Source organism: Rheinheimera sediminis (assembly GCF_004005375.1).
Classification (GTDB): domain Bacteria; phylum Pseudomonadota; class Gammaproteobacteria; order Enterobacterales; family Alteromonadaceae; genus Pararheinheimera.
The window spans coordinates 39,453-62,315 of sequence record NZ_RZUF01000009.1 but is presented as its reverse complement, the minus strand read 5'-3'; the positions used below and the strand labels follow the sequence as shown (position 1 = coordinate 62,315).

15 protein-coding genes are annotated in these 22,863 nt (G+C 48.0%); 10 read left to right on the top strand and 5 right to left on the bottom strand.

Annotated features, from left to right (window positions below; translation table 11 throughout):
- The first annotated feature begins 355 nt into the window (after window positions 1-355).
- The 5 genes from EMM73_RS07550 to EMM73_RS07530 all read left to right on the top strand — a co-directional run bounded on the left by EMM73_RS07550 (window position 356) and on the right by EMM73_RS07530 (window position 7,704).
- A complete protein-coding gene (locus tag EMM73_RS07550; RefSeq protein ID WP_127685839.1) occupies window positions 356-3,436 on the top strand; it encodes a TonB-dependent receptor in 3,081 nt (1,026 codons plus the stop codon).
- A gap of 280 nt (window positions 3,437-3,716) precedes the next feature.
- Entirely contained in the window at window positions 3,717-4,457 is a 741-nt protein-coding gene (locus EMM73_RS07545) for a SapC family protein (RefSeq protein ID WP_127685838.1), read from the top strand.
- 11 nt (window positions 4,458-4,468) lie between these two features.
- Window positions 4,469-5,500, top strand: a complete 1,032-nt coding sequence (locus EMM73_RS07540; RefSeq protein WP_127685837.1) for a cupin-like domain-containing protein — start codon at window positions 4,469-4,471, stop codon at window positions 5,498-5,500.
- 41 nt (window positions 5,501-5,541) lie between these two features.
- Window positions 5,542-7,023 (top strand): tryptophan halogenase family protein, encoded by a 1,482-nt coding sequence (locus EMM73_RS07535; protein WP_127685836.1) that lies wholly within the window; start codon window positions 5,542-5,544, stop codon window positions 7,021-7,023.
- A 3-nt stretch (window positions 7,024-7,026) separates the two neighbouring features.
- Window positions 7,027-7,704 (top strand): DUF6445 family protein, encoded by a 678-nt coding sequence (locus EMM73_RS07530; RefSeq protein ID WP_127685835.1) that lies wholly within the window; start codon window positions 7,027-7,029, stop codon window positions 7,702-7,704.
- 205 nt (window positions 7,705-7,909) lie between these two features.
- On the opposite strand, the gene EMM73_RS07525 is transcribed toward EMM73_RS07530, so the two are convergent.
- From EMM73_RS07525 to EMM73_RS07505, 5 genes are all read right to left on the bottom strand, one after another.
- On the bottom strand, window positions 7,910-9,829 hold the full coding sequence (locus EMM73_RS07525; RefSeq protein ID WP_127685834.1) for a sialate O-acetylesterase: 1,920 nt from the start codon (window positions 9,827-9,829) through the stop codon (window positions 7,910-7,912).
- A gap of 305 nt (window positions 9,830-10,134) precedes the next feature.
- Window positions 10,135-12,738 carry a glycoside hydrolase family 3 protein gene (locus tag EMM73_RS07520; protein WP_222422624.1) on the bottom strand — a complete coding sequence of 868 codons (2,604 nt, stop codon included), beginning with the start codon at window positions 12,736-12,738 and terminating at the stop codon, window positions 10,135-10,137.
- 26 nt (window positions 12,739-12,764) lie between these two features.
- A complete protein-coding gene (locus EMM73_RS07515; RefSeq protein WP_222422623.1) occupies window positions 12,765-15,215 on the bottom strand; it encodes a glycoside hydrolase family 3 N-terminal domain-containing protein in 2,451 nt (816 codons plus the stop codon).
- A gap of 16 nt (window positions 15,216-15,231) precedes the next feature.
- Window positions 15,232-16,233 carry a glycoside hydrolase family 43 protein gene (locus EMM73_RS07510; RefSeq protein ID WP_127685833.1) on the bottom strand — a complete coding sequence of 334 codons (1,002 nt, stop codon included), beginning with the start codon at window positions 16,231-16,233 and terminating at the stop codon, window positions 15,232-15,234.
- Between the two features lie 5 nt (window positions 16,234-16,238).
- Window positions 16,239-17,726, bottom strand: a complete 1,488-nt coding sequence (locus EMM73_RS07505; RefSeq protein WP_127685832.1) for an MFS transporter — start codon at window positions 17,724-17,726, stop codon at window positions 16,239-16,241.
- Between the two features lie 254 nt (window positions 17,727-17,980).
- On the opposite strand from EMM73_RS07505, the gene EMM73_RS07500 reads away from it, so the two are divergent.
- From EMM73_RS07500 to EMM73_RS07480, 5 genes are all read left to right on the top strand, one after another.
- Window positions 17,981-19,396: a sugar porter family MFS transporter gene (locus tag EMM73_RS07500; protein ID WP_222422622.1), complete on the top strand. Its 1,416-nt coding sequence runs from the start codon at window positions 17,981-17,983 to the stop codon at window positions 19,394-19,396.
- A 309-nt stretch (window positions 19,397-19,705) separates the two neighbouring features.
- A complete protein-coding gene (locus tag EMM73_RS07495) occupies window positions 19,706-20,638 on the top strand; it encodes an aldose epimerase family protein (RefSeq protein ID WP_127685830.1) in 933 nt (310 codons plus the stop codon).
- 46 nt (window positions 20,639-20,684) lie between these two features.
- On the top strand, window positions 20,685-21,815 hold the full coding sequence (locus EMM73_RS07490) for an endo-1,4-beta-xylanase (RefSeq protein WP_222422621.1): 1,131 nt from the start codon (window positions 20,685-20,687) through the stop codon (window positions 21,813-21,815).
- A gap of 156 nt (window positions 21,816-21,971) precedes the next feature.
- Entirely contained in the window at window positions 21,972-22,271 is a 300-nt protein-coding gene (locus tag EMM73_RS07485) for a DUF4160 domain-containing protein (RefSeq protein ID WP_261373349.1), read from the top strand.
- Between the two features lie 3 nt (window positions 22,272-22,274).
- Window positions 22,275-22,544 (top strand): DUF2442 domain-containing protein, encoded by a 270-nt coding sequence (locus tag EMM73_RS07480; protein WP_127685829.1) that lies wholly within the window; start codon window positions 22,275-22,277, stop codon window positions 22,542-22,544.
- Window positions 22,545-22,863: the final 319 nt, after the last annotated feature.

Below are 22,863 nucleotides of genomic sequence, written 5' to 3'. Positions count from 1 at the left end.
ACTACAATTCATCTTGGGGAGTTGGCCATTCGGCGCGAAAGTGGAGAAAGCCGGTACGTTCAGCACCTTAACAAATAAACAGCATAAAGGCTTTTTGCAGGTGTATTGCACCTCGAAGGCTTTAGATACTCAAGTAACTTGAAGTTGCAGGAAGGCGGCAAACCAAGGAGACCCGGGGAGCATAGTCAAGCTATGTGACTGGGGCTAAAAGGCGCAGCTAACAAAGCTGTAGCTTCAAGTACAACGAGTATTGCCCTTTTGGGAATTGCAGAGCCATAACAAGAGCTCTCAGTCCCATGCAGAGGAAACGCTGTTTAATTCAGGTGACTATTACAAATCAAGAGGGTATGGATAGATGAACAATAATAAGATTTTTACCAAAACCGCAGTAGCCAGGGCTGTCACCCTGCTACTCAGTGGCACTGTTGTATTGCCACTTTATGCACAGGAAGCACAAGAAACCAAAGCAACAGAAACTGCACCTGTCGAAGTTATTGCTGTTTTTGGCGTACGCTCCAGTCTGCAACAGGCAGCTGAAATTAAACGAAATTCAATGGGGGTGGTAGACGCCATCTCTGCAGAAGATATAGGTAAGTTCCCGGACACCAACCTGGCAGAGTCTCTGCAACGTATCTCAGGTGTGTCTATCAGCCGCACCAATGGTGAAGGTTCTGAAGTGACAGTACGGGGTTTTGGTGCTGACAATAACATGGTCACGCTAAACGGCCGTACTATGCCAGCAGCTAATACGTATGCTGCAGGTTCAGGTGCTGACGGCACCAGCCGTGGTGGTAGTTCTCGCGCTTTTGACTTTTCCAATCTGGCTTCTGAAAGTATCAGTGGTGTTGAAGTTTATAAAACAGGCAAAGCCAATATTGCGACAGGTGGTATAGGTGCCACTCTGAATATCAAAACGAACCGCCCATTAGAGAATCCAGCCGGCGCAGCCAGCATAGGTGTCAAAGCGGCACATGACACCACCAACAGAACGGGCGACGATATCACCCCTGAACTGTCGGGTATTTTCAGCCACGTCACTGCGGACGATAAATTTGGTGTCAGTGTCTCTGCCAGCCATCAGCAACGGGATTCAGGTTACACTGGCGCCACGGTCAATGACTGGCAGGTTGGCTACTGGGACGATCTGTCATCCCCGGGCAGACTCTGGAACAATCCAAATACAGAGGTGACAAACGCACCAGCTCAAGGTCAGTTGTATACCCGCCCGAACGATATTCGTTATGCGTTTTCGAACTCAGAGCGGGAACGCGACAACGCTCAGTTGACCTTGCAATTCAGACCTACAGAAAAATTCACCGCAACTGGTGACTATACGTTCGCCGAAAATAACATAGTTGAACATCGTGGTGAGATCACCAACTGGGTGCAAACTGGCAATAACATCAAAGAAGTTGAATTTGATAACAATATTGTTAAAACCCCTACATACATTAAAGAAGAATATGCCAGCACTGTAGATGAAGGTTACGAGCAGCAATGGCGTGAGCAAACCAATACCTTGAAATCTGTCGGTGTAAATTTTGAGTATCTGGTCAGTGATGACCTGACTCTGGAATTTGATGCTCATGATTCCAAGATGCACAGCCGCGGCACAGGCCCACGTAACTCAGGTGAACTGGCTGTAGGTTTAGGTGCTCCTATCGTCGAATCCCGTGAATGGTTTTGGGGTGCTGATTTACCTACCTATCTGAACGTGTATAACGATGCAGCTCCAGGTAAAGGTGCCAATGCTAATGGTTTGGTCGATGCCGGTGATGTAGGTTCTTCTATTGCCCGTATTCGTAACGCCAGTCAGGAAAGTGATATTCAGCAATTTAAGCTGGATGCAAAATATGCGCTTGACGATGGCCATTTCGACTTTGGTGTTGAAATCCGTAATATGGAATCCCGCACCCTGCAGACGGCGGGTAATAATATAGCCTTAGGTAACTGGAACGTAGGCAACCCAGGTGAGTTTGGTAATCTGATCCAACCTTTTGATTTACCGGGTGAGTTTGATGACTATAAAACCTTACCTGGCGGTTACGGTTTTATAGCTGACCCACGCGCTTTGTACACTGCAGCTTTGGGTTTGTATCCAGGCATTCCAACAGCCTCTGAAACAACTTATTCTGCTGATAATCTTGTTAAAGAAGATACAATGGCTGCTTATTTCCAGGTGGCTTTAGCTGGTGAAATCGGCAAAATGCCTTTTGATGTGTTAACAGGTTTGCGCTACGAGGAAACTGAATCTGAGTCCAGCTCGCTGGTCAGCAGAACATTTTTCCGCTGGGAAGACAACAATGATATTGTTGCTTATGCAGATAGCACTACTCCAGCACAACCTTTTGGTGCTAAAAACAGCTATGACTACCTGTTACCAAGTTTAGATTTTACCTTGCATCTGAGTGATGATGTGATAAGTCGTTTCTCCTTTAGTAAAACTATTGCCCGTGCCGGTTTAGGTAGCTTAGGTGTATCCGCTTCTAACTTTGGCGGCGGCGGTGGTTCAACACTTTTGGGTGCTCAACCTACAGCGAACGCTTCTAACCCTGGTTTATTGCCGCTGGAATCCTCTAACTACGACTTGTCATTAGAGTGGTATTACGACAATGGCAGCTATATGTCGGCAGGTTTATTCCAAAAAGACGTAGTGAATTTTATCGGTAGTCGCCAGGTAGATCAGCCTCTACTGGGCATTCTTGATGTCACAGGAGGTCCGCGTGCCATAGCTGCGGCGCAAGCGGTGCGAGATGCAGGGTTCCCACTGGATGACACTTATCTTTATGCCATGATGGTATTTACTGAATACCGTAATCATCCGGATATGATTGCCAAATTTGGTGCTAATCCTCAATTTACTGGTACACCTGAACAAATTGACTTCCTCGCTAACAACGCAGGTTTTGATTTAATAGCCAACCCGGATGATCCAGAAATGGTGTTCCGCACCAGCACACCTGATAACAACAGAGCCGCCAAAATACACGGTGCAGAGTTGGCTATTCAGCATTTCTTCGGTGAAACAGGTTTTGGTGTGCAGGCTAACTACACCTTAGTTCGAGGTGATATTGGCTTTAACGTCGCAGCGGATCCAGGCCAATCTCAGTTTGCACTGTTAGGCCTGAGCGACACAGCCAACCTGATTGGTATCTACGAAAAAGATGGCTGGACTGCCCGGGTGGCATGGAACTGGCGTGACAAGTATTTAGCCGAAGTAAACAAAGGCGGCTCGAACAATCCACGCTTTGAAGAAGCTTACTGGCAACTTGATACCAACGTTAGCTACGATGTTAACGAGCAACTGACGGTCTCTATTGAAGCGCTGAATCTGACAGGTGAAAACAGTCGCTCTCACGCCCGTAACGAAGCCATGTTGTGGTATCTGACTGACTTAGGTGCTCGCTATCAGGTAGGTATGCGTTACCAGTTCTAGTAGGGGCGGGGCTTGTCCCCGCCCGTCTGGACCATAACACGGTTTAGAAGGGGCTTGTCCCCGCCCGTCTGGACGATAACACGGTTTAGAAGGGGATTGTCCGCCCGTCTGGACCATAACACGGTTTGGAAGGGGCTTGTCCGCCCGTCTGGACGATAACATGGTTTAGAACGGGCTTAGCCCGACTAAACGACAAAGATAAACAGGGAAAAGTTGCTTATGCAGCTTTTCCCTGCTCTGCTGTACATGCTGATACCTAAGAAGTCACAGGATTAATAATATGACCAGGCATGTGTTACTGAATAATATCGATCATCAAAATAACCGCGTTATCCACTACTTTGGGCCTGAGTTTGGCGACAATGTACCCAGCGCTCTGGTGTTCCCCACTGAGTTTATTGAACTGCAAAAAGAATACCCCATACTGCTGCGAAAAGACGACCCACAGGGGTCCTACCAGGCCATAGCTTTGTTAGGTTTTTCCAAAGAAGAAAACCTCTACCTGAACGAGCAGCACCCCATAGGATGGGATGCACGTTATATTCCGGCCAGCCTTGAAAAAGGTCCGTTTTTGATTGGCTTCCAGCGCTCCATGGGGATGCAGGAAGAAGAACCAAACGCTGTGGTGCATATTGATATGAGTCACCCTAAGGTAAGCACAGAACAAGGCCAGCAATTGTTTTTATCCCAAGGTGGCAACAGCCCTTATCTGGAACATATTTCAGCCCGGCTGCAAACTATCCACCAAGGTACAGCTCTAGCTGCCATTTTTTATTCTGCTCTGGAACAACTGGAGCTGGTGGAGAGCGTGACCATTGAATTTGCTCTGCAGAATGGCGATAAAATCCGCTTGCTGGGCAATTACTGCATTAATGAACAACGGCTGGCATCTTTGCCTGCAGAGGCACTTGCCAGACTACAGCAGTCCGGCTTTTTAGCGCTGATTTACGCCATGGTGTTTTCAATGGGCAATATTCGCCATTTAATAGAGCGAAAAAATAGCCTGCAGAGCCAGCAATGACGGATAAGGCTATGCAGCACATTACACGTCAGACCAAAACTGTCTACTGCCAAAGCGGGGGGATCCCGCCTGAAGTATTGTCAGGCGCTGAACCTGTGATCCTTAAAGGTCTGGTCAGTCACTGGCCTTTAGTGCAACTAGGGCAACAAGGTTCAGCTGCAGTGGTGGATTATCTCTGTAGCCACTACAACGGTAAAACCACTCAGATTTATTACGGCGAGCCAGGCTTGAATGGCCGTTATTTCTATGACGAAAGCTGCAGCAAACTCAACTATGAAACCCGGCTGGGCCAGGTCGATCAGGTGCTGCAACAACTCTTAGAATGGCAAGATCAAGACCAACCACCTTCTGCTTATATTGCCTCCAATTTACTAAGTACTCATTTTCCAACCTTACGGCAGTATAACGATATTCAGTTACCTAAACCTGTTGTTAGCTATGAAACAGAACCTGACAGAGTCAGTATCTGGCTGGGCAATAAGTCACTGTCAGCCTGCCACTATGACTCTTCAGAAAACCTGGCCTGTTGTGTGCTGGGTAAACGCCGCTTCACTTTGTTCCCACCTGATCAAATCAGCCATTTATACCCGGGGCCTTTAGAGCCGACACCAGGTGGCCAGGTGATTAGCATGGTGGATTTCGAACAACCTGACTTAGAGCGTTTTCCTGACTTTCCAAAAGCTATAGCGGCAGGACAAATTGCTGAACTTGAGCCCGGTGATGCGCTGTATTTGCCCAGTATGTGGTGGCATCAGGTGGAAGCTTTAAGCTCCTTTAATATCCTGATCAACTACTGGTGGAGCACAGCACCTCGCTACACAGGTTCAGGTATGAATCTGTTGTATCACGCCTTGTTATGCCTGCGTGACAAACCAGAACATGAACGCAAAGCCTGGCAGGCTGTGCTGAATCATTATATTTTTGATGACCCGAAAAAGGCTGGACAACACCTGCCGGAACAGGCCCGTGGTGTGTTGGGTGAGCTGGACGAAATGCAAGCCAGACAATTGCGCGCCATGCTTTTGAACAGGCTCAATCGCTGATCAACAGCTAAAAAAATTATAAAAATGACAGGGGACAGACAATGCAACAGGTAAAAAAAGTAGTGATAGCAGGAGGCGGCACCGCAGGTTGGGTCGCCGCAGCTGCGTTATCGAAACGGCTGAAAGGTCTGGTTGAGGTAGTGCTGATTGAGTCAGAAGAAATTGGCACTGTAGGTGTAGGTGAATCTACTGTACCTCCAGTGCTGTTGTTTCATAACTTGCTGGGCATCAACGAACAAGAGTTTATGCAAGCGACAGATGCGACCTTTAAACTGGCTATTTCCTTTGAAAACTGGGGCCAGACAGGCGATCAGTATTTCCATCCTTTTGGTGTCACGGGCAAAGGTAGTTTTTTAACCGACTTTCAACATTATTATCTACACGCTTTACAGCAAGGAGTTGACGCTCCTTTTGGCGACTACTGCTATGAACTTCAAGCGGCCAAACTGCATAAGTTTGGTAAATCGGACAAGTCCAGTATCAACTACGCGTATCATCTGGACGCTGGCCGTTATGCCCGTTTTCTGCGAAAGTTCAGCGAAGATTTAGGTGCTGTGCGGATCGAAGGCAAAATTGCGCAGGTACAACAGCATGTCAATGGCGACATCCGATCGTTAGTACTGGAATCGGGGCAGGAAATCAGCGCCGATTTGTTTATCGACTGTACAGGTTTTAAAGCTTTGCTGATCGAACAAACTTTAAAAACAGGGTACGAACATTGGGATCACTGGTTACCCTGCAATAAAGCTGTGGTAGTGCAAACTGAATCTGCAGCGACCTTACCGCCTTATACCAGAGCTATGGCGCATGACAGCGGCTGGCAATGGCGTATCCCTTTGCAGCACAGAGTAGGCAACGGTCTGGTTTACGCCAGCGACTACCTGTCAGATGAAAAAGCGCAACAACGTTTGCTCGGCAATCTGGAAACTGCGCCGCTGATGGAACCCAGGATGCTAAGTTATCAGACCGGCAGGCGTAAAAAACTCTGGAATAAAAACTGCATTGCTATTGGTTTATCCAGTGGTTTTATTGAACCGCTGGAATCGACCAGTATTTTCCTGTTTATGAGTGGTATTATCCGCTTATTGCGGCTGTTCCCCTTTAATGGCGTAACACCAGCTCTCACGGATGAATACAACCAGCAGTCCATCACTGAAGTGGAAAAAATCCGCGACTTTATTATTTTGCATTACCACCAGACAGAGCGAACTGACAGTCCGTTCTGGAATTATTGCCGCACTATGAGTATTCCGGATACGCTGGCTCATCGTATTGAGTTATTTAAAGAAAGCGCCCACGCTTTTCAGACAGGCGACGAAATGTTCCGGCTGGAATCCTGGAGCCATGTGATGCTGGGACAACGACTGCAGCCTAAGGGTTATCATCAGTTAGTCGCAGCCTTGGCACAAGGCGAGTTGAGCAGCCATCTGCACAACATACGTCAGACTATTCAAGGTGCTGTAGACCGATTACCTTCACACCGTGATTTTATTCGGCACTATTGCCCATCAAATTTGAGCTGATCCATGCAGATCAGCAGACTGACGATAGGTCAGGAACTGAATCCACTTTTAGTAGTAGATAACTTTGTTCCAGAGCCACAAAGTCTGGTGGACTTTGCGGCTGGTCAGCAGTTTTTGGCCAATTCGCCTTATTATCCTGGCCTGAGGGCCGCAGCACCTGCAGCTTACCGCCAGTTTATGCTGCAGAGTCTGCAAGACACTTTGATTGAATACTTTGAGCTACCCGCCAGCTCACTCAAGTTTTCCGTCTGCCATTTATCGCTGGTAACTACGCCGCCAGCGCAGCTCAAACTACTGCAACGTATCCCACATTTTGATACCACAGAAAAACACGCTTTGGCTGCCGTGCATTATTTATTTCAGGGTAATCAGGGTGGAACTGCATTTTACCGGCATCGAAAAACCGGTTTTGAGTGCATAGATCAAAGCCGCACCAAAGAATATTACCGCTCACTGGAAAGTGAAAACCACGGCCCTGACCTGCCCAAAGTGACTGACGGTTACATCCAGAGTGATACACCGCTGTTTGAACAGATTGCACAGCAACCTGGCGTATTTAACAGGCTTATTGTATACCGCCGCCATCTACTGCACAGTGGCATGATTACCAAAGAAACCAGTCTGTCAGCCGACCCGAGGTTGGGTCGGTTAACAATTAGTAGTTTTATTGACCCGTTATAACAGCTAAGGGCCTTGACTTGTCTCGGCTCTTTCCACTACTACTGGGTGATCATGAAACGGGCGGGGACAAGCCCCGCCCCTACCCTTGATCATGGATTGTATCGCCATTTGTGGAGGATTTATCCCAACCGAAGGAGGCGGATACACCCGATCTCTATCGATTTTGAATTCAAGACAGGCGGAGATAAACCCCGCCCCTGCGGATTTATTTAGTTGTTGTGGCTTCAAAAGGCCCAGCTGGTAAGCCTTCACTGTTATAAAGCACAGCCTCCGGATTATCGGCCCAGCCATAACGCGCTTTAACCGGAACCTGGATATCAGGGTGGGATAACAGCAACTGATTATCCTTTAGCTGCACTTGCGCCCAGAGGTACTGACCGTCGGCTCCTGCTATCGCAAAGCTATTGCCTGAACCTTTCAGCACTAAGCCTTTACCACTGTGATGAAAGCTGAGTTTCAGTTGCGAGCCTTCAGCCATTACAGACGCCAGTTCAGGCCCTTGATACCCGACCTTTTCGCCTAAAGCCACAGCACGGGCTGCTAATGCCAGCCGCTGGCCTAAGGTTTTTTTATCGACCGGATGAATATCATTCCATTCACCTTTGTCGATGGCTACCACCATAGCCGTATTGGCTTCAGATAAACTTTGCCGCTGCGCTTCACGTAAACCTGCCCAGGCACTTTCTACAGGTTCTGGCGTTTTTTCCAGATAATTAGCCAACTGCACAAATAAAAATGGAAATTGATTTTGCTGCCCTGTGCCTTGCGCCCACTTGGCGCGCCAGTCACTGATCATCGCGGTAAAACGTTGTTGATACTGAGCGTAAGCACCCACATTAGATTCGCCCTGATACCAGATCACGCCTTTAATCGGCAAAGAGGTCAGAGGCGCCAATAAACCATTGTATAAACCCAAAGGTTTCCAGCGAATAAAAGTATCACCCGGCAAATTTTTAGCCAAAGCAGCGGTTTGCATTTTCCATTGGCCAGTCAGTGGCAGCGGATTGGCATCAGTGCCTATCCAATAAGGCTTGTCAGGGAGCAGACCTGTTTTGCCGTTGGTCGAGGTAACACGCACCGCAATCAGGTTAGTACCGGCTTTTAGCACTCCGGCAGGCAATTCATAACGACGAGGCGGGTACATATAAGTGGTATTGCCCACTTGCTTGCCATTGATATAGACCTCATCGGCATCCACTATCGAGCCTAGCCGTAAAATCCTCGCCTCTGCAGCTTGTGCTGCGGTCAGCTCAACAGTTTTACGTAGCCACCAGACGCCGGTAAAAGGCTCTGGTCTGAAGCCTGGCACGCTAAAGTTCTGCCAGCTGCTGTCATCCAAAGTTTCGCTGTACCAGGGCGTTTTGCTGGTTAAACCCGGGTCTCGGCGCTGTAAATCGCCATACCATTGCTCATTTTTGCTTTTATCTGCCGCACTGATGGACTGGATCAGCTTGTCATCACGAAACTTTTTCCCTTCAGCCAAAGCTTCTGGAAAAGGCTGCAAAGCCTGTTCACTCATCCAGGCTTCGACAGGCGAGCCGCCCAGCGCATTATTTAAAATGCCAACAGGCACGCCGTTATGCTGAAACAGTTCACGGCCAAAATAAAACGCCAAAGCAGAGAAGTTGTCAATGCTTTTTGGGCTGGCGGCAACCCATTCACCGCCGCTGAAATCCTGTTGTGGTGATTTGAAGTTATACTCTTGCGGCACTTTAAACTGACGGATCAGTGGATAGTTGGCGCTTTGTAAATCTTCAGGATACGCTTCAGCCACCCGAGCCATTTCCAGCTCCATATTGGACTGGCCGGATGCCACCCAAACATCACCAAAATAAATATCCTTCAGTTCGATGTGATTGCGGCCTTTAAAACTGAGTTGATGTGGCCCACCGGCTTGCTGCGCTGGTAATTGCAGTAACCAGCGACCCTGTGTTGTTTTGACCTGCCCTACTAACTGGCCATTAAAACGCACTTCAACGGCTTCGCCTGCATCGGCCCAACCCCAAAGTGGGATCTGGGTATCACGCTGTAACACCATACCATCACTGATCAACTTAGGCAGACGAACATCAGCATGAGCCAAAGGACTCAACAGTACAGCAGCTGTAAATAACACTCTTAACATAACCACATCCTTGAAAAGGAGATCAGATCACAGTGTTCACTGTTAACAATGTGACTTGACCTCAATTTTAGTTAACCTGAACTCGGAATAATGAGTGTCGAATACTTTGCATTTAACCAGACCAATCAAACAGATAAGCCAACCTGTTGACGTAACTTAAGTCTTTGCTCACTGAATGCGCAGATTTTTGCGCATATCAAGGCGCTTTGTCGTACGCCATAGCGAGCTATGGTTAGACACAGCAACGCAGAGATGCACGAAAAGATGCTCGTTCAGCGGCGCTGCTTATCCCGAGTTCAGGTTAGTTAGTTACCACATTGGCCCTGGCCTTCATTCTCTGCCAGACGTACTTTGGCTAATTGCAGCTTGAAGCCTGCTGTCGCTTCGAGTACCAGCGGCTGACTAATTTTGGTCAAATCAAAAGTAGTGTTGGCCTGACTGAAACAGCGCAATGGGATCTTCAGACTCTGCCAGCCTTTACCGCTCATACTGCTAAAGTAGCTGGTGAAATCCAGACTAGATTTACAGTTGTCACCACAATTCATACCGACCCTAACTTTTGCGGCAGCATCTGGGGCCTGCGTCATAGCAACTACCTGATACTCAAGTTCCAGTGTCATATCGCCATTGGCCTGACGACTTAAATCCAGACTAACGCCTTGTGCGTGATTTAATACAACTGCGGCATCTTTATGGAATGTCAGCAGCACTGAGTCTTCCTGCTGTAACCTGTCGGTAGCCGCAACTTCGATAGCGCCATCAGCTGACTTTTGCAGCGGTTCAGTGACAACAGTCACTTCACCTTTATCCAGCAATTGCAACTGCCATGGATTGACTGCCTTACCCGCATGCAGATAACGACTGAAGTTCAACACCTGATCAGCGCTAATCCCAGACTCTTCGCTTAGCTTCGCCACTTCGGTTTTATCGCTGTAGCTTAGGCCATAGCCATACGCAAAAAGTGGCTGATAATTCTGGTCGCCATAATTTAACAACTCGCCTGTGGCTTTTGCTGGCCAGGAGAAAGATAACTTACCCTGAAAATCATGGCGTATCTCCCCTTCAGGCGAGCGGACTAACAGATCAGCCACGGCTCCACCTTCACTACCAGGTAAAAAAGCAGCGACAAAGGCATCAGACTGGTTCAATTCCGGATTCACCCATAAAGGTCGGCCAGAGATAAAGACAGACACAGTTGGAATACCCAAAGCTTTTAATTCAGTAAGAGTTTGCAAAGCCCGGCCATCATCAAAAGCAAGATGGCTGCGATCGCCGACAAATTCAGCGTAAGGTTCTTCACCAAACACCACAACGGCCACGTCAGGTTTATCAGTAAAGCGGCCATTCTCGCTCAGCTCTACTTTGCCTCCCCCCATCTCTACCGCTTGTTTAATACCGGCATAAATAGATTCACCATTAGGGAAATCGGTGTTTTTATTACCTGAGCCTTGCCAGCTTAAAGTCCAGCCACCGCTTTGTTTACCAATATGATCAGCTGCATCACCAGCCACTAAGACTTTGCTACCAGCCTTTAAGGGCAACAGCTGCTGATTGTTTTTCAGCAATACTAAAGACTTACGCGCTGCCTGCCGGGCTAGCGCTCTATGCTCTGAACTGCCTAATAATTCATAACGACCAGCCAAAGGCCGCTCTGAAGGTTTGACCTGTTCAAACAAGCCCATTTCAGCTTTGATCCTCAGCACACGACTTACGGCCTCATCCAGTCGTTCTGCCGAAATTCGGCCATCTTTCACTTGAGCTAAAGTGTTCTGATACAACTTCTCCCAACTGTCTGGCGCCATAAACATGTCCAGACCACCGTTCAGCGAATTAGCACAGTCTGTTGGCGTGCAGCCCTTGACCTGGCCATGACCATTCCAGTCACCGACGACAAAACCGTCAAAGCCCATACGCTCAACCAGCACATCGTTCAGCATAGGCCGATAGCCATGCATTTTTTCGCCAAACCAGCTGTTGTAAGACGCCATCACCACACGGGCTCCGGCTGCTATAGCTGTGTAATAAGGCGCACCATGTAAATCACGTAGCTCTGCCTCAGAATGCTGATTGTCACCCTGATCTTTGCCATCTATGGTGCCGCCATCACCGAGAAAATGTTTAACAGTCGCCAGCATATGCTGGCCTTTTAAAAAGTCGGCACTGCCAGGCACACCCTGAATACCTTGCAAAATATGAGGCGCATAAGAAGCAACCAGCTGTGGGTCTTCACCATAAGATTCATAAGTGCGACCCCAACGGTCGTCCCGTACTACGGCAATAGTAGGAGCAAAGGTCCAGTCCAGACCTGTCACTTGCATTTCGACTGCTGTCACCCGGCCAATTTCACGCATCAGCTCAGGCTCACGCATAGCGCCCAAACCGATATTGTGCGGGAAAATCGTAGCGCCTTTGACATTGCTGTGACCATGCACAGCGTCCGTGCCCCACATCACAGGGATGTAAGGCCGGCCATCGCTGGTATCTGTGCTGGCTTGCCAAAACGCATCGGCCAGTTCCAGCCAGGCGGCTGCGCCGGCCCTGTTATCCCGACCAGGTGCTGAGTTACCGCCATTTAGCACAGAGCCTAAATAATAATCCCGAACCTGCTTTGGCGTCACTGAGGCAATGTCGGCCTGAATAATCTGCCCTACTTTTTGTTCAGGGCTCATCTGGGCCAGCAGCGCTTTAATTTTGTCTTCTATGGCCTGACTGCGCGCTATAGGCGGCTGTTGCAAAGGCCAGTTGGCTGGCGTAATCATAGGTTTTTCGGTTGAGCTTTGACTGGCAGCCTTGTCAGGCACGGCTTCAGGCGCCTGCACTGCGGGTTGACCACAACCCGTTAACACTAAGCCTCCCGCCAGCACAAGCAAACTCCTGCTGATTTCTTTTCGCTTCTTTGCCTTTGTCATTGCCATTACTCCTGCCTGCCAATTCATTAATAAATCCTCGCCTGACTTAAGTAAGCCTTAGTCGCGCCGACCTCTGTCACGTCACCTTTGATGTTAAAGCTGCCATTGAGACGAATATCTGCTGAAGAGCTGCCAATCATTAGCTTAATTTCGCCCGGCTCAACCACCCAGTTCATTTGTTGATCAAAAAACGCCAACAGGTTCACCGGTAACATAAATTCAAGCCGCGCCTGTTCACCCGCTTTTAACGGTACAGGTTGAAACCCCTTCAATTGCTTTATAGGCCTGGTCACGCTGGCCACAGGATCCTGAATATAAAGTTGAACGACCTCTGTTGCATCAAAGTTACCGTTATTGCGAATAGTCATGCGAACTCTGACTTCGCCATTGGCTTTGGCACTACTCTCGTCAATCTCCAGTGCACTGTACTCAAAGCTGCTGTAACTCAAACCATGGCCAAATACATACAAGGGACTAATATCGTCAAACAGGTAACCCCGCTTGGCAGACACTTTGTGGTTGTAGTAACTCGGAACATGGCCAGCACTTCGAGGAAAGGTCAGAGGTAATTTACCCGAAGGGCTTACATCACCTAACAAAACATTAGCCAGGGCGGAGCCGGTCTCCTGCCCCAGATACCAGGCTTCAACAATAGCTGGCATAGACTCCGCCAACTCCCCCAAAGCCAAGGGCCGGCCATTAGTCAATACCAGCACCAGTGGCTTGCCTGTGGCCAAAATAGCTTTGGCTAACTCCAGTTGATTGCCAACCAAATCTAAACTGGTGCGATCGCCTAAATGGGTATCAGCCCAGGCTTCGCGCGATAAGCCTTCGTTTTCGCCCAATACCAGCACTACAGCATCAGCTTTTTTTGCCAAAGCCACAGCTTGATCCAGCAAACCTTTGCGATCGGCCTCATCAGCTAAACGAATATCGTCATAGTTCCAGCGCTGCATCGAATAAGTACCAGCAGCTTTGCTACGATCGGCTATATCAGACGTCACAAAAGCCGCTTGTTTGGCTGGAGTTTGGGTTAAAGCTTTTGTCAGTTTTGTGCCTGGAGCAAACTCAACTTTAGCTTTGCCCTCTAGCTTTTGTCGTAAGCCATCAACAATACTGACAGTCTGGCGCGGAATACTGCTGTAGCCACCCAGTAGCACTTCATCGGCATGAGGCCCAATAACGGCCAGGTGTTTGATCTTGTCGGCTTTTAACGGCAAAGTACCGTCATTTTTCAGCAGCACCATAGATTTTTCTGCCACCTGACGGGCAAAAACACGATCTGAAGCTGCGCCCACTATGCCATTGGCTTTGCTGGCATCGACATAAGGTTGTTCAAACAAACCTAAACGGAATTTCAGCGCCAATACCCGCCGCACTGCTTTGTCTATTGCGGCTTCATCCAACTCACCGGATTTCACCAGGCCGGTTAAATGCGGAAAAGTTTTTGGATCCGGGGTCTCCATATCTACCCCAGCTAATAAAGCAGCTTTAGCTGCTGCGGCTTCGCTTTCATACAAACTATGCCTGGTATTGAGCTCCTCAATGGCAAAGTAGTCGCTGACAATCACGCCATTAAAACCCCATTGCTGGCGTACCACATCTTCCAGCAACGGCTTGTTAACGTGAGAAGGAATGCCGTCGATTTCATTGTAAGACGCCATAATACTGCTGGCATGCGCCAGTTTTACCGCAGCCTCAAAAGGCGGCAAAAACACTTCATGCAATTCACGCTCACCGATAAAAGCCGGGGCAATATTGACCCCTGCAGCGGGCTGACCATGACCTGTCAGATGCTTTAAGGTCGACACTACTTTATCTGCCGCAAATTGGCCGGTTTTCCCTGTTTTACCCTGAAAACCTTCGACTGCGGCTACACCCATGGCTGACATCAGGTACGGATCTTCGCCCATAGTTTCTTCTATCCGCCCCCAACGAGGGTCACGGGCTATATCAAGAATAGGGGTTAAAGCCCAGTGCGAACCGGTCGCCCGCATTTCACGGGCAGACAAAGCATAGACGTCATGCATATCCTGCGGCGACCAGCTACTGGCAAGCGCAATAGCTTGTGGAAAACTGGTGGCATCAAAAGCGGCATAGCCATGTAAAGCTTCTTCATGCATCATGGCAGGGATACCCAATCGGGTATTTTCCTTTAACCAGCGCTGCAGAGCATTATTAAATTCTGCCGTTTGCTGCGGGGTTTTAAATTCACTGGGGCGACCTATATGACCAATACCCAGGGGTATGAGCTCTTTAGCCTTTTCCGGTAGAAACTGCAGCTCTTTATCTTCCAGAGTGCGACGTTTTTGCCAGACGGTTTGCAATTGAGCTACCTTTTCTTCCAACGTCATGCGCGATAGCAGATCCTCTACTCTCTGCTCTGTTGGCAAACTGGCATTTTGATAAGGCTGCTGAGCCGAAGCCGCAAAAGCGACCCCTAAGCCCAATACAGCAGAAAGTAGTTGTCTACCCACGAGAGTCTCCTTGTCATCAATCCCTGTAGGGCTTTAAGGTTTGGATTTTGCCATTAGCGTCGTACTGAATTTCCGCCATTTTGACTGAACGTAAATGCGTGACACCTTCGGACAAAATGGAGTCGTGATAAAACAGATACCATTTGCCTTCAAATTCACAAATAGAGTGGTGCGTGGTCCAGCCAACTACAGGTTCTAAAATCCGGCCCTGATAGGTAAAAGGTCCGTACGGATTATCGCCTGTGGCATAACATAAAAAATGCGTGTCGCCAGTGGAATAAGAGAAGTAGTATTTGCCCTGGTATTTATGCAGCCAGGAGGCTTCAAAAAAGCGTCTGTCTGTATCACCAGCTAACAGTACCTGGCCTTGTTCGTCCAGAATCAGTACTTCACGTGGCGCTTCAGCAAACTCCAGCATATCGTCACGTAATTTTGCCACTTTTGGCCCTAATGCCGGTTCAGCGGCAGCAGGTTCTGCATTGTCAGCGCTGTATTGATTGTTGCGATAGTTTTGTAACTGCCCACCCCAGATACCGCCAAAATACATATAAAAGCTGCCGTCATCATCTTCAAATACAGCAGGGTCTATTGAATAACTGCCTTCAATAGCTTTTGGCTGAGCTTTAAAAGGCCCAACAGGCGAATCCGCTACAGCTACGCCAATCTGGAAGATGCCGTCCGGTCGTTTTGCCGGAAAGTAAAAGTAGTAGGTGCCATTTTTTCTGGCTGCATCGGGCGCCCACATCTGACGCTCTGCCCAAGGTACATCTTTAATGTCTAAAGCCACGCCATGATCGACAGCAGGGCTTTCGGGGTTATCCAGTGACAGCACATGGTAATCCTGCATACCAAAGTGATCGCCGTTGTCGTTAAAGGGAATACCAGCCTCTATATCGTGCGACGGATAAATATAAATACGGCCATCAAACACATGGGCCGAAGGGTCAGCCGTATAAATGTGCTCGACCAGAGGCTGGGAAATCGCTTTGGCCTTTAAAACTGTTAAATCTTCAGACATACCACTTACTCCGCTTGTGCTAAACCAGCGGCAGCGCGGCGTTCATTCAGCTCCTGCTCTATCTGGCTTTCTTTGTGTTTGTTAATTTCATACAGGCAAACGCAGGCTACCCCCAACAGGAAAGGCACTGAGGCAAACAGACTGACGGATAATTTAATACCATTGATCGTCTCAGGAGCTTGGGCAGCCAGCTGAGCGTCATAACCAAAGTGAGCCAGAATACCAGCGACTAAGGCACCACCTATACTCAAGCCCAGTTTCAAACCAAAAATCATGGCAGAAAAAATAATAGCGGTAGCGCGGCGATGGTTTTTCCATTCGGAATAATCTGCCACATCAGCAATCATGGCCCACAGCAGTGGAATAGTGATGCCGTAGAAAAATCCATGTAAAAGTTGTGAGGAAAATACCAGACCTATGGCATCGGACGGGAACAGATAAAACGCCATCACAAATAAAGTCGAGATAAAAAGCGCTACAGCAAACACATCACGTTTGCCAAAACGATCAGCCAGGGGCTTTGAAAACCCTATACCTAAAATCATGCAAATAATGCCGCCAGCATTAAATAAACTAAAACCTGAAGTGGCCGCATCTTTAGGCCAAAGAAACTCAGTTAGCCCCATACCAGTCAGCATAGCGTTTAAACCGGCAATAAAGGCATTAAATCCAATATCCTCAAGAAATACAGCGACATGTTGTTCGCTTAAATAATTTTCAAAGTAAAAAATATACATACCGCCTTTCAATGCCAGGGTAATAAATACCAATACAGTCAGCACCAGCATTATGGCCCAAGGACGGTTTTTCAGCAGATCGCCTATATCCTGACGAATGGTTGAGCTGCCAGCACTGCAGGTTAAAACCCGCTCTTTGGTGGTGATAAAAGTAATCAGGAAAAACACAATGCCCACACAGGCAAACAGCGTCATGGTGTTTTCAAAACCTACAGCTTTATCGCCATCGCCCAGAATCAGCACCAGCGGTAACAGCAGCGCCTGAATAATAAATTGCGCCACCATCACAGCAACAAAACGGTAGGCCGACACACTGTTGCGGTCGGCCATATTACCGGTCAGCACGCCACTTAAGGCTGAATACGGCAGGTTATTGGCTGAATACACCAGCACCAGCACCACATAAGTAATAAAAGCGTAGGCAATTTTGCCTTCAGGGCTGAAATCCGGCGTGCTGAAAGCTAACAGCGCAATGATGCCAAAAGGAACAGAGGTCCAGAGGATCCAGGGACGGAACTTGCCCCAGCGGGTTTGAGTACGGTCGGCGATAATGCCCATGATAGGGTTAAAACAGGCGCCGATTAAGCCACCGATAAAGATAATAGTAGCAGCAGCTCCAGCTGGTATTTGGTAGACATCTGTATAGAAAAAAGCCAAAAAAGTCATCAGGGTTTGAAAAATCAAATTGGCTGCCAGATCCCCGAGGCTATAGCCAATTTTTTCCGTGACACTTAATTTTTGTACTTCTGTTTGCATATCAATTCGCCTGTTGCTGTCTCACGCCTGCATGTCGCTGGCTGTTTTTATAGTTGTTTCTTTACTTTGGCTACCGCAAGAGCCACCGGCAAGCCTCTATAGCTTGATTTTTTCTGACCTTAACATACATCGGCAGTGGCCAAAGCGGACTAACGGAATGTACTGAAAGAATTATGATTTTTAACAAGGCGGCTGTATTTCGGTCAAACAGAACTTATGCTCAGACACTGCGTTCATCCACAGGAGTTATTATTTTGCAGCACAGCAATGAGCCATCAGTTTCAGAAGATAACAAAGTTTTTATTTTGTTTATCAGCTTAGTCGCCACCATAGGCGGCTTTTTGTTTGGATTTGACAGCGGTGTGATCAACGGCACTGTTGATGGCCTGCAGCAAGCCTTTAATTCGGAAAGCGTCGGCACAGGATTTAATGTAGCCAGTATGCTGCTTGGGTGTGCCGTAGGTGCTTTTTTTGCCGGCCGCCTTGCTGATATAAGCGGCCGCAAAACGATTTTATTGCTGGCGGCAGTATTGTTTATCGTCAGCGCTTGGGGTTCTGGTATTGCTGAAGGTTCTTTTGAATTTGTTATTTATCGTATTTTAGGGGGTTTAGCCGTAGGTGCGGCATCTGTTATTACTCCAGCCTATATTTGTGAAGTAGCTCCTGCCCGCTACAGAGGCATGCTTACCACTTTGCAGCAAATCGCTATTATTTTTGGCCTGTTCATGGCTTTTGTCAGCAATTATCTGCTGGCCGAAGTGGCCGGAGCTTCCACTTCGGCGTTATGGCTGGACTTTGCCGCCTGGCGCTGGATGTTCTGGATAGAACTGATCCCCGCAGTGCTGTTTTTAGTGATGCTGTTTTTTATTCCTGAAAGCCCACGTTTTCTGGTGCTAAAAGGTCGTAACGATTCTGCTGCAGCTGTATTGGGGCGTTTGTATGGCGACTCAGCCTCGAAGCGCAAACTAGCAGAGATCCAACAGTCCTTGTCTGCTGACCATCAACCCAGAATGACAGACTTATTGAGTAAACAGACAGGCAAAGTGCGCAAAATTGTCTGGGTGGGTATAGGCCTCGCCAGCTTTCAGCAGTTGGTGGGTATTAATGTCGTATTTTATTACGGAGCTGTATTGTGGCAGGCAGTCGGATTTTCCGAATCTGACGCCTTATTGATTAATGTCATTAGCGGTGGTTTAAGCATAGCTGCTTGTGTCATTACATTACTGATTATCGATAAAGTAGGCCGTAAACCTTTGTTGAAATGGGGCTCAATCGGCATGGCTTTTACCTTGGGTTTGATGGTGCTTTGTTTTGCCAATGCAGGACAAGATGAAAGTGGCAATCTGCTGTTGGGTGACTGGGGCAAAGTAGCGCTGATCAGTGCCAACGCTTACGTCTTCTTTTTTAACTTGTCCTGGGGCCCAGTGATGTGGGTGATGCTGGGCGAGATGTTCCCAAATCAAATTCGAGGTTTAGGCCTGGCTGTCAGTGGCTTAGCACAGTGGAGTTGTAACTTCCTGATTACGATGACTTTCCCATTGTTATTAGCAGGTATAGGTTTGGCTGGTACTTATGGTCTTTACACACTAGGCGCTGCGCTCTCTATTATCTTTGTGATCAGGATGGTGCATGAAACCAAGGGAACAGAATTAGAAGATATGCAAGGCTAAACCCTTTCCGGCATTTGATTAGAACGCGAGACGGGCGAGGATAAACCGCCGCCCCTACAGGGTGGTATATACCCCAAATATTGACGTTGCAGCCTTGGAGGTGCGGGTTTAGGTGCTGGGCTTGCCCCAACCCGCGTGACTGGGGCGAGATAGCGCAGTTAACCAAGCCGCAGCTTCAAGTACGATGGGTATATACCGGGGTGTTGTTTTATGGGCACGGTTCAATACCTTTCAGGCATTCGATTTGAACGTAAAACAGACGGGGATAAACCCCGCCCCTAGTGTGGTATTTAAAAAGAGAGTAAGGTTATGAAGGTTTTTTATCTGACCAATAAAGCTGGCGACCAGCTAAGTATTCTGGAACGTGGCGCAGCTATGCAACACTGGTCTACTGCATTGGGCAATAGCAACCGCGAACTATTGCTGTGTTACCCACAACCCGAGGATTATGGCCAGGACTGTTTTTATCTGGGCGCTTTGGTTGGTCCCTACGCCAATAGAATCAGTAAAGGCCGCTTGATGATAGGCCAGCAGCTTTACCAGTTGGAGCAAAACGAAGGCCAAAATCAGTTACACGGTGGCTCCTCTGGTTTGCATCAAATGAACTGGCATGTAGTAGAGCAACAAACTTCCAAACTGGTTCTTGGCTGCGAAATGGCGGATGGACAAGGAGGCTACCCGGGCCCTGTGTCTTTTCGCATCACTTATCAATTGTCAGACCAAAGCATTTTAGATGTTTTGTTGGAGGCCAGCAGTGATGTCATTACTTTGGTCGGTCCAACGCTGCATCCGTACTTTAATCTGTCCGCAGACAAGGCAAGCATCAACCAACATCAACTCTGCCTGAATGCGGCTCATTATGCTGTGGTGGATGCGCAAAGTATTCCGACAGGACAGCTGCCTAAAGTACAAGGTAGCAGCATGGATTTCAGCAGCGCTAAACCTCTGGATGACCTTCGCCTTGATCATAATTTTGTGGTCGACGGTAACTTACAACAGACAGCGGCTGAGTTAATCAGTCCGGATGGTCTGTTGCGATTGAAAGTAAGTTCCGACTATCCGGGCTTGCAGGTATACACAGGGGATCACTTAGGTGAGCCTTTTCAGTCACGACAAGGCATTTGCCTTGAACCTCAGTTTTTCCCGGATTCACCGAATCAGAAAGGCTTTCCATTTCACTTTACCCACCCCGGCCAACCTTTTAAGGCACGGATCCGTTATCAGTTAGAAAAAGCAGGTTAACAGCTGCAGCTTTACAAACTTTTAATTTACTTATCGGAGTTATTACATGCGATCTACTTCACTTTGTCTTATGTTATGCAGCACCCTACTCAGCGGTACTGTACTGGCAGAAAATCAAACAATCTCTCTTCAGCAGGCCTACAGCCCCTATTTCAGCGTAGGAACTGCCTTAAGTGAACGCCAAATTCGGGATCAGGAGCCTGGCACTCTGGATCTGGTGAAACAGCAGTTTAATGTTTTAACGGCCGAAAACATTATGAAATGGGAAGCAATTGAACCTGTGGAGGGCCAGTTCAACTTTGCTGCAGCCGACGCCATGATTGAGTTCGCCGAAGCCAATAATATCAAAGTGATAGGCCATGTATTGTTATGGCATGAACAAACGCCAGCCTGGGTATTTCAGGACGCTAAAGGCCAACCCGCTTCAAAAGAGCTGGTGTTATCCAGACTGACAAACCATATCAACGCCGTAATGGGCCGCTACAAAGGCCGTATTCAGGGCTGGGATGCGGTGAACGAAGCTTTAAACGAAGACGGAACTTTGCGCCAATCCAACTGGTATAAAGCCTTAGGCGAAGACTATATAGCCACAGTGTTTGAAATTGCCCACAAGGCCGACCCTAAAGCTGAACTCTATTACAACGACTTCAATTTATTTAAGCCAGAAAAACGGGACGGCGTGTTAAAACTGGTTGCTGCTTTAAAAGCGAAAAATGTGCCGATACACGGCATTGGCGAGCAAGGACACTACAGCCTGGATTACCCGGAGCTGCAGCAAGTGGAAGATTCCATTATAGCTTTTGGCAAAACAGGGCTACCTGTGATGATTACCGAACTGGATATCTCAGTGCTGCCATTCCCTGATCCGGAAAATATAGGTGCTGATATCTCTTTAAACATGCAATTAAAGCAGGAGTTTAACCCTTACGCCGCTGGTTTGCCTAAAGCCGTCAGCGACCAGCTATCAAACAAGTACCTGCAATTATTTGAACTGTTTTTACGCCACAGCAACGTCGTTCAACGAGTCACCTTATGGGGGGTCAACGACAACCAAACCTGGCGCAACGACTGGCCCATGAAAGGCAGAACAGATTACCCATTATTATTTGACCGGAAAAACCAGCCAAAAGAAGTGGTGCCTAAGCTCATCAAACTGGCGGAAAAAGCTGGTAAATAACTAAGTTTAATTTTCAAAGGGCTGGGCTTGTCCCGGCCGGCTTATCTTCTATACCTTTACACGATCTGGCGTTCGCTGCAACGATAAGAGGATGTAACCAAGCAAAGCCTAATTACACACCATAGAAATTTCTCGCTAATTTGACATGTCACTTTGATGCAATATGATGAGTTTATGCTTTTCAATAGGATACAGATAATGCCTGTCATCAGCCGCTTTTACGGCATTTTGATTGCCATGTATTTTAATGATCACAATCCACCGCATTTTCATGCAAAATATTCTGGCTATGAAGCGCTATTTGCATTTGATGGAACCATTCTGGAAGGGGAGTTGCCCAAAAGAGCAGCGACCTTTGTGCAGGAGTGGATAGGAATGCACAAAAGCGAGCTGGAAGAAAATTGGCGCAGAGCCAAAGCAGGTGAGCCCCTAAATTACATAGCACCACTGGAGTAAAAGATGTTGCATATAAAATCTGCAAAATACGTGGCTGATTACAAAATTTGGGTAGCCTTTGATGATGGCACTTCTGGCGAGGTCGATCTGGGTGGCGAACTGCATGGGCCAGTATTTGAAGCGCTGAAGGACGTCACCGTTTTTCGTAAAGTATCAGTGGATCCAGAGCTTGAGACTGTGGTGTGGCCGAACGGAGCAGATCTAGCCCCAGAGTTTCTTAAAGGGCTGCAGAATAAGCAAAATCAATCGAGGCTTTCCGCACATCTGCTTTGAGCAGCGTTAAAGAATCGAATCTGCTGTCAGGGCAAAGGGCAAGACCTGACACCAGATCTGTTCCGTAAAAAAATCAATTCCAACTATTGGCACCAAATCCCCATTGGGGCGCGAGCCGGACAAAATTGGGTGGCCAAGGTTTTAAGACGAGGAGTGTCTGAGTGAGGAGCGGTAGCGACGAGCGAGTTGCCTCGTCGCCTTGGACGCACGATTTTGGGCCGGGCTTTCGCTGCGACCTGGGGTCGCCTTTTCTTTGGATAGCTTTCTTTTGGCGAAGCAAAAGAAAGCTATCCAAAGAAAAGGCGAAACGCTTTTAACG

Bases quoted from the DNA above. Each gene is read 5' to 3' on its own strand.
- EMM73_RS07550 (WP_127685839.1), top strand. From the start codon at position 356: ATGAACAATAATAAGATTTTTACCAAAACCGCAGTAGCCAGGGCTGTC.
- EMM73_RS07545 (WP_127685838.1), top strand. From the start codon at position 3,717: ATGACCAGGCATGTGTTACTGAATAATATCGATCATCAAAATAACCGC.
- EMM73_RS07540 (WP_127685837.1), top strand. From the start codon at position 4,469: ATGCAGCACATTACACGTCAGACCAAAACTGTCTACTGCCAAAGCGGG.
- EMM73_RS07535 (WP_127685836.1), top strand. From the start codon at position 5,542: ATGCAACAGGTAAAAAAAGTAGTGATAGCAGGAGGCGGCACCGCAGGT.
- EMM73_RS07530 (WP_127685835.1), top strand. From the start codon at position 7,027: ATGCAGATCAGCAGACTGACGATAGGTCAGGAACTGAATCCACTTTTA.
- EMM73_RS07525 (WP_127685834.1), bottom strand. From the start codon at position 9,829: ATGTTAAGAGTGTTATTTACAGCTGCTGTACTGTTGAGTCCTTTGGCT.
- EMM73_RS07520 (WP_222422624.1), bottom strand. From the start codon at position 12,738: ATGACAAAGGCAAAGAAGCGAAAAGAAATCAGCAGGAGTTTGCTTGTG.
- EMM73_RS07510 (WP_127685833.1), bottom strand. From the start codon at position 16,233: ATGTCTGAAGATTTAACAGTTTTAAAGGCCAAAGCGATTTCCCAGCCT.
- EMM73_RS07505 (WP_127685832.1), bottom strand. From the start codon at position 17,726: ATGCAAACAGAAGTACAAAAATTAAGTGTCACGGAAAAAATTGGCTAT.
- EMM73_RS07495 (WP_127685830.1), top strand. From the start codon at position 19,706: ATGAAGGTTTTTTATCTGACCAATAAAGCTGGCGACCAGCTAAGTATT.
- EMM73_RS07490 (WP_222422621.1), top strand. From the start codon at position 20,685: ATGCGATCTACTTCACTTTGTCTTATGTTATGCAGCACCCTACTCAGC.
- EMM73_RS07485 (WP_261373349.1), top strand. From the start codon at position 21,972: ATGCAATATGATGAGTTTATGCTTTTCAATAGGATACAGATAATGCCT.
- EMM73_RS07480 (WP_127685829.1), top strand. From the start codon at position 22,275: ATGTTGCATATAAAATCTGCAAAATACGTGGCTGATTACAAAATTTGG.